Consider the following 16,793-nt stretch of genomic DNA (forward strand, 5'->3'; position numbering starts at 1 on the left):
ATGGCCCGCGGCGCGTTCCTTTGCGCTCCGGCCCATGTCGGGATGGAACAGATGCAGCTTGACCCCGCCCAGATCGGAAAGGCCTTCCTGGTGCTCTTCGCGGTGATCGACATCGTGGGGGGCATCCCGCTGATCCTGCAGGTGCGGCAGAAGGCCGGGCGCATCTACCCGCTTCGGGCCACCTTGGTGAGCCTGGGCATCATGGTCACCTTCCTCTTCGTCGGTGAAGGCATCCTGCGCGTGGTGGGGGTGGACGTCCGCTCCTTCGCCGTGGCCGGTTCGTTGGTGCTGTTCTTCATCGCCCTGGAAATGACCCTCGGCATCAGGCTCTTCAAGGAGGACACGTCCGCCCCGGGCCTGCCCAGCGACGACCCCAAGGTGTACAGCATCGTGCCGCTGGCCTTCCCGGTCATCGCCGGCGCGGGCACCATCACCACCATCCTGTCCCTGCGGGCCGAATACGCGCCGGTGAACATCCTGGCGGCCATCGTGCTCAACATGGGGCCGGTGCTCCTCGTGCTCTTCCTCACCACCCGCATCGAACGGCTGCTCGGCCGCGTGGGCCTGATCGTCATCCGCAAGGCCTTCGGCGTCATCCTGCTCGCCATCAGCGTAAAGCTCTTCACGGGCAACATCACCTACCTCTTCCCGGTGCGATGAGCGTCCAGGTGACCGCCTACACGGACGGCGCGGCCAGTGGGAATCCCGGCCCGGGCGGCTACGGCGTGGTGCTCGAGAGCGGCAGCCACCGGCGCGAGCTGTGGGGCGGTTACCGCCACACCACCAACAACCGCATGGAGCTGCTGGCCGTCATCGTCGCGCTGGAGGCCCTCAAGCGTCAGGGCATGGAGGTGACCGTGGTGAGCGACAGCAAGTACGTGGTGGACAGCGTGGAGAAGGGCTGGGTGTTCGACTGGGAGAAGAAGGGCTTCGCCAAGCGGAAGAACCCCGACCTGTGGCAGCGCTTCCTCCGGGTGTACCGCCGGCACAAGGTGCGGTTCCACTGGATCCGCGGCCACAACGGACACCCGCAGAACGAGCTGTGCGACCGCCTGGCGGTGGCCGCGCGCGAGCAGCCCGGCCTGCCGGCGGACGAGGTGTACGAGCAGCTTGGCGAAGGCGGTTGAGCCCGGCCTCCCGGCCACACCCTATTTTCGTCCGCCATGCCACGCAAGCTCTACGCCCACATCAACCAGAACAGCACGCCCGTGGTGCTGGAGCGCCGCACACCCGATGGGCCGTGGGTGCCCGAAGGCACGGCCGACCCGGACATCAGCGCGGCGGGAAAAGGCACCTTCAGCGTGCTGGTGGAGGGCCGCTCGGTACGCGCCACGGTGGTGAAGGAGGACCGCGCGGCGGGGCTGGTGAAGCTGCGCATGGGCGGCAAGCTGTACACCGTGCGCGTGGAGGACGAGCGGGCCCGACTGGTGCAGGCCCTCGGGCTGGACAAGGCCCGTGGCGGTGTGGTGCCCGAACTGAAGGCCCCCATGCCCGGACTGGTCCTCAATGTGCTTGTGAAGGTGGGTGATGTGGTGAGGAGGAACGATGCCCTTCTGGTGCTGGAGGCCATGAAGATGGAGAACCTGATCAAGGCCCCGGGCGATGCGGTGGTGACCCAGGTGCATGCCGTGCAGGGCAAGGCCGTGGAGAAAAGCCAGTTGTTGCTCAGCTTCGGCCCCGTGGTCTGACGGAGTTCAGCGACCCATCGACCCGGAGCGATCGGCGCGGTGTTCGCTACGCCGCCCGGCCCGACCTACCTTTCGCTCATGGACCGCAAACGCTTTCTCACCCGCTCGCTGCAGGCTGCCGCCGGCGTGGCCCTGGCCCCGGCCGTGCTGCGCGCCTCGGGATCAATGCCCGGTGGGCTGCTGTTCACCCAGGCGCCCCTGCCCTACCCGTACGAGGCACTGGAGCCGCACATCGACACGCTCACCATGCAGATCCACTACGGGAGGCATCATGCGGCCTACGTGAAGAACGCCAATGAGGCCCTGGCGGCCGAGGCCGTTCCGGCCACCACCGCCGAGCAGCTCTTCGGCACCATCGGCGGGGTGAGCACCAAGCTGCGCAACAACGCCGGCGGGGCCTGGAACCATGACCTGTTCTGGAGCAGCATGGCGCCCGGCAAGGGCGGGGAACCAACGGGCACCGTGGGCGATGCGATCAACGGGGCCTTCGGGTCGTTCGGGAAGTTCAAGGAGGTCTTCGCCGAGGCGGCCATGAAGCGCTTCGGCAGCGGGTGGGCCTGGCTGGTGGTGCGCGAGGGGGAACTGGCCATCGGCAGCACGCCCAACCAGGACAACCCACTGATGGACCTGAGCGAACTGAAGGGCCGACCGCTGCTGGGACTGGACGTCTGGGAGCACGCCTACTACCTCAAGTACCAGAACAAGCGTAACGAGTACGTGGCCGCCTGGTGGAACCTGGTGAACTGGGACGCGGTGGCCGGGCGGATGGGGTGAGGGTGTGCCTCAGTCCTCCACCAGCTCGATGTCGAAGTCGACCAGTTCCACGAACTGCTGCACGCGCTGGTCGATGTCCTCGCGGGTGATCTCCGCCAGACGCTCGATGCCGAACTTCTCGCAGGTGAAGCTGGCCAGCGCACTGCCCACGATGATGGCGCGCTTGAGGTTGTCGAAGCTGTGGTCCTGCGTGCGGGCCAGATAGCCGATGAAGCCACCGGCGAAGGTGTCGCCCGCGCCGGTGGGGTCCACCACGTCCTCCAGCGGCAGGGCCGGCGCGAAGAACACCCGGTCGGGCCCGAAGAGCAGGGCACCGTGCTCCCCCTTTTTCACCACCAGGTACTTGGGGCCCATGGCCAGGATCTTCCCGGCCGCCTTCACCAGGCTGTGCTCCCCGCTCAACTGGCGCGCCTCGGCATCATTGATGGCCAGGATGTCCACCCGCTGGATCACGCGCTTGAGGTCCTCCAGGGCACTGTCCATCCAGAAGTTCATGGTGTCCATCACCACCAGGGCCGGGCGTTCAGCCATCTGGTCCAGCACCTTGGCCTGCACCTTGGGGTCCAGGTTGCCCAGCATCACATACGGAGCCTGGGTGTAGGCGGCGGGCAGCTTGGGGTCCAGGTCCAGCAGCACGTTCAGCCGGGTCTCCAGCGTGTCGCGGCTGTTCATGTCGTAGTGGTAGCGGCCGGCCCAGAAGAAGCTCTCCTTGCCCTCGAGCACCTCCAGGCCGGAGAGGTCCACGCCACGGCGGCGCAGGTCGTCCATCACGGCCGTGGGGAAATCGTCGCCCACCACGCTCACCAGCCCGATCTTCTCCAGAAAGATGCTGGCGGCCAGGGAAATGTAGGTGGCGGCGCCACCCACGGTCTTCTCCGCCACTCCGAACGGGGTCTCAATGCGATCAAAGGCGACGGTGCCAACAGTGACGAGTTGCATGGGGGCTCAGGTTGAAAAGAAGGAAGGCCGCATGATGCGGCCTTCGCTAGCTCCCCGGGCTGGACTTGAACCAGCGACCCCATGATTAACAGTCATGTGCTCTAACCAGCTGAGCTACCAGGGAAGGTCTCCGTTGGAAAACGGAGCGCAAATGTAAGCCGCTCGTCGGCATTGGCCAATAGCTGGCCGCTGTAGCGGGGGAAGGGGGCCTTCCCGCCACTTGCTGACCACCCGCCGCCACTTGCTCATCCCGCCTATGGAAGGCCTGGGGGCCGCGGCAGTTTTGACCCATCGAACGCCAACGACCCCTCCCCATGAACGCCCGCCTCCTTCTCGCCACCGCCGCCACCCTCCTCGCCGCCAGCTGCCTCTTCGCCAGCAAGCAGGTCACCTTCCACGGCAAGATCGAGACCCTCGACGGCGGTGCCCGCCGCACCACCCTCCTGGTGGAGCGCGCCGATGGCTCCCTGGACAGCATGGTGGTGGCCGGCAACGGCACCTTCAAGCTCCGCGTGGAGGCCGACAGCCGGCTCCGCCTCACCTTCCGCCAGAACGGCTACATCACCAAGGTGGTGGAGGTCAACACCCTCAACGCCTTCCCCAAGTTCAAGAACGAGAACGACCGCGAGGTCCGCTTCTCCGTGGAGCTGATGCCCCAAAGCCCCGCCAACGACCTGGCCTTCGCCGCTCCGGTGGGCCACATCACCTTCACCAAGGGCAGCGGCCTCATGAAGGTCCACTACGACCACACGCTGGTGACCCTTCCCGCTGCGGACGTCACCGCGGCGCGCTGATGAACGTTCAGAACGGGACGGGGGTCCTGTGAACGATGGAGGGGCTGCCTGCGGGCGGCCCTTCCGCTTTGGGGGGGGTGTCTGCCTCTGGACGCGTTCCCGCCACTTGCTGACCACCCGCCGCCACTTGCTCATCCAGCCTATGGAAGGCCTGGGGGCCGCGGCAGTTTTGACCCATCGAACGCCAACGACCCCTCCCCATGAACGCCCGCCTCCTCCTCGCCGCCGCCGCCCTCCTCGCCGCCAGCTGCCTCTTCGCCAGCAAGCAGATCACCTTCCACGGCAAGATCGAGACCCTCGACGGCGGTGCCCGCCGCACCACCCTCCTGGTGGAGCGCGCCGACGGCTCCCTGGACAGCTTGGTGGTGGCCGGCAACGGCACCTTCAAGCTCCGCGTGGAGGCCGACAGCCGGCTCCGCCTCACCTTCCGCCAGAACGGCTACATCACCAAGGTGGTGGAGGTCAACACCCTCAACGCCTTCCCCAAGTTCAAGAACGAGAACGACCGCGAGGTCCGCTTCTCCGTGGAGCTGATGCCCCAAAGCCCCGCCAACGACCTGGCCTTCGCCGCTCCGGTGGGCCACATCACCTTCACCAAGGGCAGCGGCCTCATGAAGGTCCACTATGACCACACGCTGGTGACCCTTCCCGCTGCGGACGTCACCGCGGCGCGCTGATCACCTTTCAGAACGGGACGGGGGTCCTGGAACGATGGAGGGGCTGCCTGCGGGCGGCCCTTCCGCTTTGGGGGGAAAGCAACAGGGGCCGCTCCTTTCGGAACGGCCCCCGCCTCGATGGGATGAGGGGTTACGCCGCCTTGGCGCCGGTCGCCAGCAACTGGAAGTCGTTGAGCACGACCTCGCTCACCTGGCGCTTCTGCCCGTCCTTGCCTTCGTAGCTGCGGTGCACCAGGCGCCCTTCGAGCACCACGCCGGTGCCCTTGCGGAGCATGCGCTCCACCATCTCGGCCGTGCGGCCCCAGGCCACCACGGTGTGCCACTGGGTGGTGCTCACACGATCGCCGTTGGCGTTGCGATGGCTGCTGTGGGTGGCCACGCTCATGCGGGCCACTTTGCGTCCTTGCGCGATCTCGCGCACTTCCGGATCGTACCCGAGGTGACCGATCAACTGCACTTTGTTCTTCAGGGTGTTCATGACCTCGTTGGGTGTTTGGGGTGATGAGGGTTCGTTGGATCCTTGGGGAGGGTGATCAGGCGGCGGCCTCCACGGCGGGTTCGCTCTTGTTCACCACCTGGAACTCGCTGAGCACCACTTCCGTGATGTAGCGCTTCTGCCCGTCCTTGCCTTCGTAGCTGCGGTGCACGAGCTTGCCCTGCAGGGCCACGCGGCTGCCCTTGTGCAGCAGGTTGCCCACCTGTTCGGCCTGTGCGCCCCAGGCCACCACCGTGTGCCACTGGGTGTCGGTGATCCGTTCGCCGCTCCGGTTGGTGTAGCTCTCGCTGGTGGCGACGCTCATGCGGGCCATGCGGCGTCCGCCGCTCACTTCCTTGATCTCCGGGTCGTTGCCCAGGTTGCCGATCAGCTGCACAAGGTTCTTCATCGTGTTCATGGTCTCAGGTGTGTTTGAGGGGTTGTGTGTTCGTTCGAGGCCGGCTTGTCGTTGAAGCCGCTGCAAACCTTCACCCCTCGATGACCGGGACTCGGTAAGTCGTCATTTGTATGCGACAGCAGTCGTTTGCCACCGTTTGTTGGACGGCTACTGGTTCGCGAAAAGAGCCTGATCTCCAGTACCTTGCCGGGCATTCGTGCCCGTTGATCCCCCGGCAGGCAGCGGAAGTGCCGATCGGGACGTCAACGGCTAACGGAAACCACCGGACCGGTGCGTGAACTCACCGAGCGCGAGCTGGTGGAAGGCTGCCTGCGCGAGGATCGTCGCTGCCAGGAGGCCCTCTACAAGCGGTATGCACGGCGCATGTACGCCGTGTGCCTGCGCTATGCCCGGCACGAGCTGGAGGCGCAGGACATGATGCAGGAGGGCTTTGTGCGGGTGTTCGACAAGCTCGGTGGCTTCCGCCAGGACGGCTCCCTGGAGGGATGGGTCCGCCGCATCATGGTGCACACGGCCATCAACCAATACCGGCGCAAGTCGTTCCAGCAGGAGCGCATCGGCCTGGAGAAGCTGCCGGAGGACCCTGTGGCGGCCACCGCGTTGGCCGAGCTGGGTGAGCGGGAGCTGCTGGCCCTGGTGGCCGGGCTGCCGGACGGCTACCGGACGGTGTTCAACCTGTTCGCCATCGAGGGCTACGACCACGCGGAGATCGCGGCCATGCTGGGCTGCGGGGAGAGCACCTCGCGCAGCCAGCTGGCCAAGGCGCGCCGCATGCTGCAGGAACGCATTCACGCCATACACCTGACGACCCATGAGGGAAAGGCATCCGATCGATGACATCTTCCGCCGCGGCCTCGCCGCCGCCGAGCAGGAGCCCCCTGCCGCCATCTGGGAGGGGGTGATGCGCCAGCGCGCGGGTCGCCGACGCCTGCTGGTGATCTGGCGACGCATCCGCTGGATCGGCCCGCTGGCCCTGATGGTGGGCGCTCCCGCGCTCTGGTGGGCCCTGTCCGAGGCCCCGACCCCTCCAATTCCGACCCCTGTGCAGGCGTCCGCCGCGCATGCCGGCGCCCCGGATGCACCCGCTGGGCCCAACACGACCCATCCGGGATCACCTGCGCATGAGGCCACGACACCTGCGGCGGAACAGACCCCGGATGCCGCACCCACGGTCCGGTCCGCGACCCACACGCTCTCCCCGGACCCCGGGAAGGAGCCGGCCAGCCGCGGCGATCGGGCCCGGAGGTCCACCGCCCGGCAGGGCTCGGACCTCGCCGGGGCCGCACACCTGAACCCTGGGGACGGCGAGGGGTCATCCGGCGCTCGAACGGTCCATGAGCGTGAGCGGACGTCCTCGACGAGCGCCTTCGGCGGTTCGGTCCGAGGCGCCGTGATCGCTGCGGAGGGCACGAAAGCCGGCGATGCGCAATGGCTGTCGGGACGGCGCTCGGCCTTCGTGCATGGCGTGCCCGTGAGCGCACCGATCGCGCGTGGCGTTCCTGACAGCTACGTGCTGCCTCGCGCGGACTGGTGGGTGGCCGTGATGGCCGGGCGGTTCGACCGGACCCGCCGCTGGCAGGGCACCGACCCCGAACTGGTGGGCGCTCGGGCGGCCGTGGAAGGACACGCCGGAGAATGGCACCTGGGCTTGTGGGCCGGTCGCCGTTGGCGATCGGGCAGCTGGTTCGGCGTGGGGATCGAGCATACCGGAGGTCGCAGCGCTTATGAACGATCCGACCGGAGCCAGCAGGTGAACGCCTTCGTGAACACCAGCATCGCCGTATTCGAGAACACGGTCCTGGCCACACAGAGCGATACGCTGTTCGTGGTACGGGAGCGGTCGGAGACCACGGCGATCACGGGTCGTTCGTCCACCTGGCGCGTGCCCCTGCTGCTTGGATGGGAGGGCGGGGTGCGCCGTTGGATGTTCGGCGCCCACCTTGGGCTGGCCCTGGAATGGCAGCGCATGCGCGATGGATACCTCTTCCTCGAAGAGGTGACCGAAGGGGGCGCGGTGGTGCAGCGGGCCGAGCGTGTGCGCGATGCGGACCGCTCCTTCGGCCTGGTCTCCGCTCAACTGGCACTGGATGGTGGGTTCCAACTCACCGAGCACGTACGGATCATTGCCGGACCGGTCTACCAGACCGGCCTGGGCATGGTCTTCGGACAGGGGGCCGTGCAGGCCCTTCCCACACGCCTTGGCGCACAACTGCGGCTGCGCGTCGATCTTCCCCACCGCCAACGATGAACGGAACACCACGTACGCGCTTGAGGATGGCACTGCTGATAATGGTGCCCCTGCTTGGCGTTCGCAGCCTGGCGCAGCCCCAACCGTGCGGTGCCGATGTCACCGTGCAGGTGACCGCCACCCCCACAGGCCCCAACGCGTGGTCGCTGCTGGCCTCGGTGGACGGGGCGCTGGCCGTGTACACGTTCAACTGGGACGCCGGCGACGGCCAGGGGACCTCGGCGGGGAGCACCACCTTCGACCACACCTTCAGCGCACCGGGCACCTACCTGATGTGCGTGAGCGTGGACGTGCTGGACCAGCAAGGGATCTTCTGCACGGCCACCGGCTGCACGGTGGTCAACAACAGTGGTCTGCCCCCCTCCGTGTGCGACACCACCGATCTGCAATTCGCCGGCAGCTTCGACAACGGCACCTTCACCTTCGCCCTGGAAAGCATCATCACCACCCCCATCACGGGCATCACCTGGGACTTCGGCGATGGCGCGACCGGCTCCGGGACCATGGTCTCGCACACCTTCGCGGGCAACGGGCCGTATGCCGTGTGCATGACCGCCACGTTGCTCGATGCGGTCCTGCAGGACAGCTGCACCGTGCAGACCTGCAATTGGGTGTACTTCGGACCCGATACCATCCCGTGCGGGCAGGTCCTTCAGCCGGATTTCGATCACCTGATCAACGGGAACACCGTGGCCTTCATCAACACCTCGCTGACGTCGGGCGCGCTGCCGGACCTGCTGTGGGACTTCGGCGACGGCACGAGCAGCACGGAGGTCCAGCCGCTCCATACCTACGCACTGCCCGATCTCTACACCGTGTGCCTCACCGTCACCATCGATGGTCCGCTCGCCCCCGACACATGCTCATTGTCCGTGTGCCTGCCCGTGCACCTGATGCCCTTGGTGGGACTCGAAGAGGAGGTCGAACAGGCCTTCAGCGTTTCACCCAACCCCTGTGCGGATGTCCTGATCGTGCGCTCCCCAACGGGTCCGGCTTCGTGGTCCGCCGACGTGCTGGATGCCCAGGGCCGGCGCTGCTGGACCGGAGTTTTGGGCGGTGGCCTGGACCATGTGGATGTCGCACGCCTGGATGCCGGGGCCTACCTGATGCGCCTCACCAACGGCCAACGTGCGCGGACCTTTCACTTCCTGAAGGAGTGACCCCGGGCGCCCCGCACAGCCCTGGCGACGTCATAGCGGTCACAGGTCCTGAAGCCCCCAGTCATGATGTTCCGCCTCCTCGCCGCCGCCCTTCTATCAGCGCCCCTCGTTGCCCAGGCCGGTCCCTGTGACAGCCTCAGCGCCGACTTCCAGTTCACCGCCCAGGGCACCACCGTCATCTTCACCCCCAACGTCTTCGACAACACCTGGGGATACCACTGGGAGTTCGGCGATGGCTCCAGCGACTGGTCGCCCATCTCCACCCACATCTACCCGGGGCCCACCGTCTTCCAGGCCTGCCTTACGGTGTGGACCTGGGACCCCCTGGCCCAGGACAGCTGCTTCGCCACTTCCTGCCAGATCATCGACCTCACCGCCGGCAACCCCTGCGCCCAGCTCCAGGCCGGTTTCTTCGCCAACACCTTCCCACAGGGCGCCCAGTTCTCCAACGCCACCACCGGCACCGGCCTCTCCACCACCTGGAACTGGGACTTCGGCGACGGCAGCACCTCCAGCGACCCGCAGCCCTTGCACAATTATGCCCTGCCCGGCACCTACACCGTCTGCCTCACGGCCATCAGCATCTACCAGCAACCCGGAGGAGGGGTCTTCACCTGCGTGGACACCATCTGTGAGCCCGTGACCGTGCCGGCAGGCGGGGGGTGTGACAGCACGTATGTGGCGACCTTCACGGTCCTTGTGACAGGAAGCGCGGCGTCCTTCTCCGGGGCCAGCACCCTGCCAACCATCGGGTGGCTTTGGGACTTCGGGGATGGGACCACCGGAGGGGGGCAGAACACGCAGCATGTCTTTCCCGGGCCCGGCGCGTACTATACCTGCCTGTCCGCTTGGTATTGGGAGCCCCTGGCGCAGGACACCTGCTGGGCCTCGTATTGCCAATGGGTCAGTATCGCCTCCACCACGGCGTGCGACAGCCTGTTCGCGGTGGACTTTGTCTGGACCGGTGTGGGCACGGCGATCGCGGTACAGAACAGCACCCAGGCCAACGGACCCATCCTGTCGGTGACCTGGGACTTCGGCGATGGCACCGTGGCCACGGGCGGTTCGGCGGCGCATACGTACGCGGCCCCGGGCACCTACCCGGTATGCATGACCGTGGTGGGTCTGGACCCCTGGTCGCAGGACAGCTGCATCGTGACCCATTGCGAGAACGTGCTCGTGGGGGGCCTGGCGATCGGTGATCCCGCGGAGGGTGCGATGCCGACCTTGATGCCACAACCGTTCACCGAACGACTGGTGGTGGCCGGGATCTCAGGCACCCGTGCGGTGGTGGAACTGGTGGATGGCATGGGGCGGATCGTGCTGCGTGGGGTGGGGATGTCGGGTTCCGGACTTGAGCTGAACACCAGCGGGCTTGCTCCCGGGGCCTACACCGTACTGATCACGGTCGATGGCCATACGTGGCGGTCGCGTGCGCTGAAGGCATGGCGTTGACGGCGGGGCTCTCCTATCTTGGCGCCCCAACCGAGACCGCGCCGATGAGCACGCGCAAGACCATCCTGGTCCCCACGGACTTCACCAAAGTGGCCGACTGTGCCATGAACCACGCGCTGAAACTGGCTGAGCGGGTGGATGCCGGAGTGACGCTGTTGCACATCGTGGACAAGGCCGCCCACGCCGATGAGGCCCGGACCAAGCTGGACATGGAGGCCAAGCGCGCCACGCAATGGCGCACCTCCGTGAAGGTGGAGACCCTCGTGCGCGTGGGCAGCGTGTATGAGGACATCGGCGAGGCCGCCGCGGAGATCGGGGCCGCGATGATCATCATGGGCACTCATGGCATGCGCGGCATGCAGTTCATCACCGGAAGCCGGGCGTTGCGGGTGATCACCAACAGCACCGTGCCCTTCATCGTGGTGCAGGAGCGCAACATCAAGTCGGACGGCTACCGGGACATCGTGGTTCCCCTGGACCTGCACAAGGAGAGCCGCCATAAGCTGAGCATGGTGGCCGATATGGCCAGGTACTTCAACAGCAAGGTGCATGTGGTCGTGCCCAAGGAGAGCGACGAGTTCCTGCACAATCAGCTGCACAATCACATCCGCTTCGCCGGCCAGTTCCTGCGCGAGCGGGGCATCGAGCACGAGGCGCACATCCTTCCGGAGGACAGCGATGATTTCGTCAAGGGGGTGATCCGCTACGCGGTGAAGGTGGACGCGGACCTCATCGCCATCGTGAACATGTTGCAGAACAGCCTCTTCGGTGTACTGGGGGTTCCGAACGAACAGGAGATCATCACCAATGAGCCGATGATCCCGGTGATGTGCATGAACCCGCTGAACAACACCACATCGGACATGCCCATCTGGGGGCCCTAGCGGTCAGGCGCGCATCCCGATCACCAGGATGTCGTCCACCTGTTCGTGGGCGCCCTTCCAATCCATGAAGGCTTCGAGCAGGGCGCGCTTCTGCGCCTCCAGCGGTTCGTTGCTGATGGCCACGAGAAGCTCCCGGAACCGGCGGTAGAGGAACTTCTTGCCCTTGGGTCCGCCGAACTGATCGGCGTACCCATCACTGAAGATGTACACGACATCGCCCTCCTGCAGCTGGATGCGGTGGTCGGTGAAGGATTGCCCGTGGAGCTCGAAGCCGCCGATGGGGATCTTGTCCGGGGCGTACTGGATCACGTCGCGATCGCGCACCAGATATAGCGGACAGTTGGCCCCGGCATAGTCGAGCGTGCGCGTTCGGGGGTCGTAGACACAGAGCGCCATGTCCATGCCATCGCGCACCATGGACTGGTCGCGGTCCTTGTGCAGGGCGTCGAAGGCGATGCGGTTCAGCGCACGCAGGATGGCACTGGGGCGCAGGGCATCGCTTTCGCGCACCGCCTGGTTGAGGCCGTTGTGGCCCACCAGGCTCATGAAGGCGCCGGGGACGCCGTGGCCCGTGCAATCCACGGCGGCGAACACTGTGCGGTCGGCGACCCGCTCGAACCAGTAGAAATCGCCAGAAACGATGTCCTTGGGACGGTAGAAGACGAAGGAGCGCGGCAGCAGTTCGCGGATCTTGCGCTCCGGCGGAAGGATGGATTCCTGCAGGCGCTTTGCATAGCGGATGCTGTCGGTGACGTTCTTGTACAGCTCCACCACCTTGCGGCTCTGGCGCTCCACCTCCTCCTTCTGGCGCACCACCTCCTCCGTGCGCTCACGCACCTTCTGTTCCAGAATGCGCTCGCGTTCACCCAGTTCGGCGCGCATCTTCAGCAGCGCGTGGCCCAGGACGTCCTCCTCGCTCAGGGGTTTGTAGTCCGCATCGAAATCGCCGGCGGCCACGGCGTGGCTGAAATCGGTGGTGCGCTTGAGGCCCTCGATCAGGCCCATGAGGGCGCTGGTCATCTCACCGATCTCGTCGTTGCCGGTGCGGATGCGGCCCCGCGGGAACACGCCCCGGCCAAGGCCCAGGAGCACCGTGCGCAATCGCTGAACGGGCCCCACGATGCCCCGGATGATGACCACCGCCACGATGAGGCCGACGGCGATGAGGCCCATGCCCAGATAGAGCACGAAGAACTTCAGCGAGTCAAAGCTCCGGATCATGCCGCTGCTCAGCTGGCGGCGCTTGCTCTCCTGCATGGCCAGCAGCACATCGAGGTCGGCCAGCACCTTGTCGGTCTGCTCGTCCAGGGGCCCGCCCTCCTCGGCCAGGTCGTTGCGCTCCAGGAAGATCAGCGGGTCGCTGTAGCTCTCCATGTCCGGCAGCATCTCCTTGATTCGGGCATGCAGCAGGAACATGGCGTCCATCTCGCCGAACACGCGGTTGGCCAGTTCGACCTCCTCGCGGTCCCAGTTGGCCGACAGGGTGTCGATGCGGTCCAGCAGCGCCGGCAGGTCCTCGCCGGTCACCTCCACCAGGGAGGTCTTCTCGCGGGCGTCCGGGCGGCTCTCCACCAGGGCCCAGTGCTTGACGAGCATGTGGGCGTTCACCACCAGGTTGCGCAACCGCACCAAGGCGTCCACGCTGGGGCTGTACACCTGGTTGATCTCGTCGTTGATCTGCCGGCTGCGCTCCAGGGTGCGGTTGGTGAGCAACAGGACCAGGGCGGCGAAGAAGATGAACAGGCCGAAGCCCATTCCGATCTTCCTGCCGATGGTCATGCGCAGCCTGGCCATGGCGGTCAGCGGTCCTCCTCCGGACCCAGTTCCTCGAAGAGTTTGCGGTAGTGCTCGGAGCGCTCGGCGTCCTGCAGGCTGTAGTAGATCCCCTCCAGACCAAGGAGCGTTTCGCGGCGCCCGGGGTTCATCTGGAAGGCTTTGAGCATGTACGGGAGGGCCTGGAGGAAGAACTCGCGGCTCACCTCCTGGATGCGCTGCAGGCTCGGGATGTCGTACTCGGCCCCCACCCGCTGGATGTTGTACACGCCCCGGTTGTAGTAGAGCGTGGCCAGGTTGTAGTTCGCTCCGTAGTTGCCGGTGTCCATGCGCAGCACGAGCTGGTAGGTGGCCACGGCCTTGTCGTACCACACCAGTTGCTCCCGGTCCTGGTTGTAGAGCTTGGTGTACACCGTACCGAGCGCGTTGTGGAACTCCACGTCCTTGGCCGCGCGGTCGGGAGGCACACCCCGGCGCTCGGTGGCCGCGGTGTACTTGCCGTAGAGGGCGAGGGCATCATCGGGCCGCAGATCGTTCAGGGCCTTGGCGGCGTCGTTGAAGTAGGTCTTGCTCAGGAAATCGTACGCCTGCGCAGCGTTCTCGGTGTAGGCGCCGCTCCGGTCGTGGACCAGGCAGCGGTCAAGGCTGATCAGTGCGCTGTCCCGGTCGGCCTCCCCTTCCGGCGTTCCCGCCTTGGCCTTGTAGAGGTCCTTGAGGATGAAGCCACGCAACAGCCAGGCCTCGGGGTCGTGCTGGTGCGCCGTGTCCAGCACCGCCTCATCCACCAGGGCACGGGCCTCATTGAGGGCCCCGGCCTGGTACTTGCGCAGCGCTTCGGGCAGCAGGTCGGTCTGCGCCGCACCCATGAGGGGCAGTGCGAGCAGCAGAAGGGCTGTGTGGAGGCGGCCGCTCATGTCATTCCACCACGCGGTGGGCCAGTTGTTTGAGGGTCAGGGCCACTTCCAGCTTGTGCTTGCGCGCATTGGTCACGCTCAGCTCGTACTTCAGGGTGCTGGTCACCTTCACGAAGTTGGCCACCGCGCCGTCCTCCAGGGCGTCCGCATACTCGGTGACGATGAGGGTGGGCTTGTTGGCCAGATTGCGGTAGATCTCCGGCATCAAGGCCAGCTCTGACTGGCCGACGAAGAGGATATGGCAGCGATCGATGCTCGCCGAGCGAGGCAGCTTCCGCACTTCGATGGGCTGCTTCCCGATGGCCTTCGTGCTGTACTTCTTGATCAGCTCCTGGTACAGGTTGGCACCGCCGATCACGCCGATCACGAAGGTGCCGGAGCTCATGCCCGGGTCCTTCCATTCCACCAGCTTGGCGATGTTGTAGATGTAGCTGGCCTGCACGATGGCCGTGGTGTCCTTCTCCACGTCAAGCTGGGGCGGGGCCGCCGCCAGCACAGGACCCACCAGCAGGAGCATCAGCGCGCGCCACGCCCAGGTCGGCATCGTCCGCGGGCTACCTTTGCCCGTCGCGTCCCACATGGCCATGATCGTCCCCAACAGCGGGCAAAGTAGGCGCCTTTGGAAGGCTTGTCCGGTGCTGGCCCTCGGCATCTTTGCACACGGCGTTGTTCACGGACAGCACACCGATCTGACCCGGTTCGAGGTGGAGGCCCGTGAGAACGCACGGGGGTACGAATGGCTCGCCTGGAGCACCTCCGCCATCGGACATCGCCTCACCGGCAGTCCGCAGGGCGTGCGCGCCCAGGAGGCGGCCGACAGCCTCTTCCGCCTGGGCGGTGCGGGGCGGGTCTCACAGCATCCCTTCACGGCCCAGGCCTGGGCCCGCGGATCGGTGATGCTGAGGCTCAGCGATGGGGCCGGCGCCGAGCACCTGGCGGCCGTGGCCCTGGCACAGACACCGGACAGCGCCGATGTGGAGGGCGAGCTTCTGGACCTGGGCAACGGCCTGGCGGAACAGTACGCCCGGCTGAAGGACCGGGTGGCCGGTCGCGTGGTGCTGATGAACATCGGGCTCGTGGATGCGCCGCAGGGGACGGGGAACCTGCACCGCAGTGAGAAGGCCGCACTGGCCATCCGCCATGGCGCCGTCGGCATCGTGTTCGTCAACAACGTCGACGGCGGCGTGCTGCTCACCGGCACTGCGTCCATCGACGGGGCCACCATCCCCGTGCCCGCTGCCTGCATCGCATCGGAGGATGGCCTTCGGATCCGTGAGCGCCTCAAGGCCGGCACACCCCTGCGCATCGGCCTGCGCATGACCAACCGCATCGGCACCGTGCAGGCACGCAACGTGGTGGCGGAGATCCCGGGATCGGACCTCGCCCATGAGGTGGTCGTGGTGGGTGGCCACCTGGACAGCTGGGACCTGGCCACGGGCGCCACGGACAACGGACTGGGCGCCTTCTCCATCCTGGACATGGCCCGGGCCGTGGTGGCCAGCGGGCAGCGCCCGCGCCGCACCCTGCGCTTCGTGCTCTTCATGGGCGAGGAACAGGGCCTGCTCGGCTCCGAAGCCCTGGTCGCCGACCTCAAGGCCGGCGGCGAACTGGACCGCGTGCGGTGCATGATCAACATGGACATGACCGGCGATCCCTTCGGGTTCGGCGTGGTGGGACCGGACGGCTGGGGCCCGCTGGTGGACACCCTGATGACATCCATCCATGCGCTGGACACGACGTTCCGGATGGAACTGAAGGAGCAGGCCTGGCTGCACAGCGATCACCAGTCCTTCCTGCTGGCCGGCGTGCCGGTGATCAACCCGCTCTGCGATCTGGGCGGGCATGTGTACGGCTGCTACCACAGCAGCTGCGACGATGTGCACCTGGTCGACCCGCGGGACATGGTGAACAACGTGCGCTTCGTGGGTGCGTTGCTGCTGTTGCTGGCCGATGCGGACACGCTGCCGCGTCGCTTCACGGAGGAGGAGCTCGGCGTGCGGCTCCGCGCCGACGGGCTGGAGGAGAAGCTCCGGATGGCCGGGCAGTGGCGCTGGTAGGGGGCCGGTGGGATCAGGCCTTGCCCTCGCCCTTTTCCGGCGCGATCATGCCCTCCAGGTCGCGGTCGAAGAGGTAGAGCCCGCCCTTGTCGTTGCCGATCAGGTTCAGCTTGTCGATGAGGGTGCGGGCCAGCGCCTCCTCCTCGATCTGCTCGCTCACGTACCACTGCATGAAGTTGTGCGTGGTGTAGTCCTTCTCCTTCAGGCAGGTGTCCACCACCTGGTTGATGGTGGCCGTCACGTGCGTTTCGTGCTCCAGCAGGCTGCGGAAGATGTCGGTGATGCTCTTGAAGTCCGTGGAGGGCTGCTTGAGGGCCGGCACCACGGCGCGGCCGCCGCGCTCGTTCACGAACTTGATCAGCTTCAGCATGTGCATGCGTTCCTCGTCGCTGTGGCGGTAGAGGAAGGCGGCCGTTCCGCTGAGGCCCTGGTTCTCGGCCCAGCTGGCCATGGCAAGGTAGGCCTGGCTGCTGCTGGCCTCAATGGCGATCTGCCCGTTGAGGGCGCTCTCGATCTTCTTGGATAGCATGGGGCAAA

At 66.4% G+C, this 16,793-nt stretch carries 19 protein-coding genes and 1 tRNA gene; 12 read left to right on the forward strand and 8 right to left on the reverse strand.

Features of this window, described 5'->3' with window-relative positions; genetic code table 11:
• The first annotated feature begins 51 nt into the window (after window positions 1–51).
• From IPM49_11495 to IPM49_11510, 4 genes are all read left to right on the forward strand, one after another.
• Window positions 52–660: a MarC family protein gene (locus IPM49_11495; protein ID MBK9275145.1), complete on the forward strand. Its 609-nt coding sequence runs from the start codon at window positions 52–54 to the stop codon at window positions 658–660.
• On the forward strand, window positions 657–1,127 hold the full coding sequence (gene rnhA / locus IPM49_11500; GenBank protein ID MBK9275146.1) for a ribonuclease HI: 471 nt from the start codon (window positions 657–659) through the stop codon (window positions 1,125–1,127). Before IPM49_11495 ends, rnhA begins: the two co-directional genes overlap by 4 nt.
• 36 nt (window positions 1,128–1,163) lie before the next feature.
• Window positions 1,164–1,688: an acetyl-CoA carboxylase biotin carboxyl carrier protein subunit gene (locus IPM49_11505; protein MBK9275147.1), complete on the forward strand. Its 525-nt coding sequence runs from the start codon at window positions 1,164–1,166 to the stop codon at window positions 1,686–1,688.
• 177 nt (window positions 1,689–1,865) lie between these two features.
• Complete coding sequence (locus tag IPM49_11510; GenBank protein ID MBK9275148.1) at window positions 1,866–2,462, forward strand: superoxide dismutase; 597 nt, start codon at window positions 1,866–1,868, stop codon at window positions 2,460–2,462.
• A gap of 9 nt (window positions 2,463–2,471) precedes the next feature.
• On the opposite strand, the gene IPM49_11515 is transcribed toward IPM49_11510, so the two are convergent.
• Both IPM49_11515 and IPM49_11520 read right to left on the reverse strand, forming a co-directional pair.
• Window positions 2,472–3,401 carry a sugar kinase gene (locus IPM49_11515; protein MBK9275149.1) on the reverse strand — a complete coding sequence of 310 codons (930 nt, stop codon included), beginning with the start codon at window positions 3,399–3,401 and terminating at the stop codon, window positions 2,472–2,474.
• A gap of 50 nt (window positions 3,402–3,451) precedes the next feature.
• Window positions 3,452–3,525: transfer RNA gene (locus IPM49_11520), tRNA-Asn, on the reverse strand.
• A gap of 190 nt (window positions 3,526–3,715) precedes the next feature.
• On the opposite strand from IPM49_11520, the gene IPM49_11525 reads away from it, so the two are divergent.
• On the forward strand, window positions 3,716–4,195 hold the full coding sequence (locus IPM49_11525) for a hypothetical protein (GenBank protein MBK9275150.1): 480 nt from the start codon (window positions 3,716–3,718) through the stop codon (window positions 4,193–4,195).
• Between the two features lie 200 nt (window positions 4,196–4,395).
• Entirely contained in the window at window positions 4,396–4,872 is a 477-nt protein-coding gene (locus IPM49_11530) for a hypothetical protein (GenBank protein ID MBK9275151.1), read from the forward strand.
• A 130-nt stretch (window positions 4,873–5,002) separates the two neighbouring features.
• Here the strand turns inward: IPM49_11530 and IPM49_11535 are convergent, their stop codons facing one another.
• Together IPM49_11535 and ssb are read right to left on the reverse strand one after the other, a co-directional pair.
• A complete protein-coding gene (locus tag IPM49_11535; GenBank protein ID MBK9275152.1) occupies window positions 5,003–5,350 on the reverse strand; it encodes a single-stranded DNA-binding protein in 348 nt (115 codons plus the stop codon).
• Between the two features lie 55 nt (window positions 5,351–5,405).
• Complete coding sequence (ssb, locus tag IPM49_11540; GenBank protein ID MBK9275153.1) at window positions 5,406–5,765, reverse strand: single-stranded DNA-binding protein; 360 nt, start codon at window positions 5,763–5,765, stop codon at window positions 5,406–5,408.
• Window positions 5,766–6,128: 363 nt separating this feature from the next.
• On the opposite strand from ssb, the gene IPM49_11545 reads away from it, so the two are divergent.
• From IPM49_11545 to IPM49_11565, 5 genes are all read left to right on the forward strand, one after another.
• Complete coding sequence (locus IPM49_11545) at window positions 6,129–6,602, forward strand: sigma-70 family RNA polymerase sigma factor (protein ID MBK9275154.1); 474 nt, start codon at window positions 6,129–6,131, stop codon at window positions 6,600–6,602.
• Window positions 6,577–8,013, forward strand: coding sequence for a hypothetical protein (locus IPM49_11550; GenBank protein MBK9275155.1), 1,437 nt, complete (start codon window positions 6,577–6,579; stop codon window positions 8,011–8,013). The genes IPM49_11545 and IPM49_11550 overlap by 26 nt, the downstream gene beginning before the upstream one ends.
• A gap of 26 nt (window positions 8,014–8,039) precedes the next feature.
• Window positions 8,040–9,173 carry a PKD domain-containing protein gene (locus tag IPM49_11555; protein ID MBK9275156.1) on the forward strand — a complete coding sequence of 378 codons (1,134 nt, stop codon included), beginning with the start codon at window positions 8,040–8,042 and terminating at the stop codon, window positions 9,171–9,173.
• A gap of 63 nt (window positions 9,174–9,236) precedes the next feature.
• The gene (locus tag IPM49_11560) at window positions 9,237–10,628 is read left to right on the forward strand and encodes a PKD domain-containing protein (protein ID MBK9275157.1); all 1,392 of its coding nucleotides are present in this window, start codon (window positions 9,237–9,239) and stop codon (window positions 10,626–10,628) included.
• Window positions 10,629–10,672: 44 nt separating this feature from the next.
• The gene (locus IPM49_11565) at window positions 10,673–11,512 is read left to right on the forward strand and encodes a universal stress protein (GenBank protein ID MBK9275158.1); all 840 of its coding nucleotides are present in this window, start codon (window positions 10,673–10,675) and stop codon (window positions 11,510–11,512) included.
• A 3-nt stretch (window positions 11,513–11,515) separates the two neighbouring features.
• Here IPM49_11565 and IPM49_11570 read toward each other — a convergent pair whose 3' ends face one another.
• The 3 genes from IPM49_11570 to IPM49_11580 are packed head-to-tail and all read right to left on the reverse strand — an operon-like array spanning window position 11,516 to window position 14,743.
• Window positions 11,516–13,306: a SpoIIE family protein phosphatase gene (locus IPM49_11570; GenBank protein ID MBK9275159.1), complete on the reverse strand. Its 1,791-nt coding sequence runs from the start codon at window positions 13,304–13,306 to the stop codon at window positions 11,516–11,518.
• Window positions 13,307–13,311: 5 nt separating this feature from the next.
• Window positions 13,312–14,199, reverse strand: coding sequence for a hypothetical protein (locus tag IPM49_11575; GenBank protein MBK9275160.1), 888 nt, complete (start codon window positions 14,197–14,199; stop codon window positions 13,312–13,314).
• Between the two features lies 1 nt (window position 14,200).
• On the reverse strand, window positions 14,201–14,743 hold the full coding sequence (locus IPM49_11580) for a YfiR family protein (protein MBK9275161.1): 543 nt from the start codon (window positions 14,741–14,743) through the stop codon (window positions 14,201–14,203).
• Between the two features lie 34 nt (window positions 14,744–14,777).
• Between IPM49_11580 and IPM49_11585 the strand changes: the two genes are divergently transcribed.
• The gene (locus tag IPM49_11585) at window positions 14,778–16,256 is read left to right on the forward strand and encodes a M20/M25/M40 family metallo-hydrolase (GenBank protein ID MBK9275162.1); all 1,479 of its coding nucleotides are present in this window, start codon (window positions 14,778–14,780) and stop codon (window positions 16,254–16,256) included.
• Window positions 16,257–16,269: 13 nt separating this feature from the next.
• Here the strand turns inward: IPM49_11585 and IPM49_11590 are convergent, their stop codons facing one another.
• Window positions 16,270–16,785, reverse strand: a complete 516-nt coding sequence (locus tag IPM49_11590) for a ferritin (protein MBK9275163.1) — start codon at window positions 16,783–16,785, stop codon at window positions 16,270–16,272.
• Window positions 16,786–16,793 lie beyond the last annotated feature (8 nt).

Source organism: Flavobacteriales bacterium (assembly GCA_016715895.1).
Classification (GTDB): Bacteria; Bacteroidota; Bacteroidia; order Flavobacteriales_F; family PHOS-HE28; genus PHOS-HE28.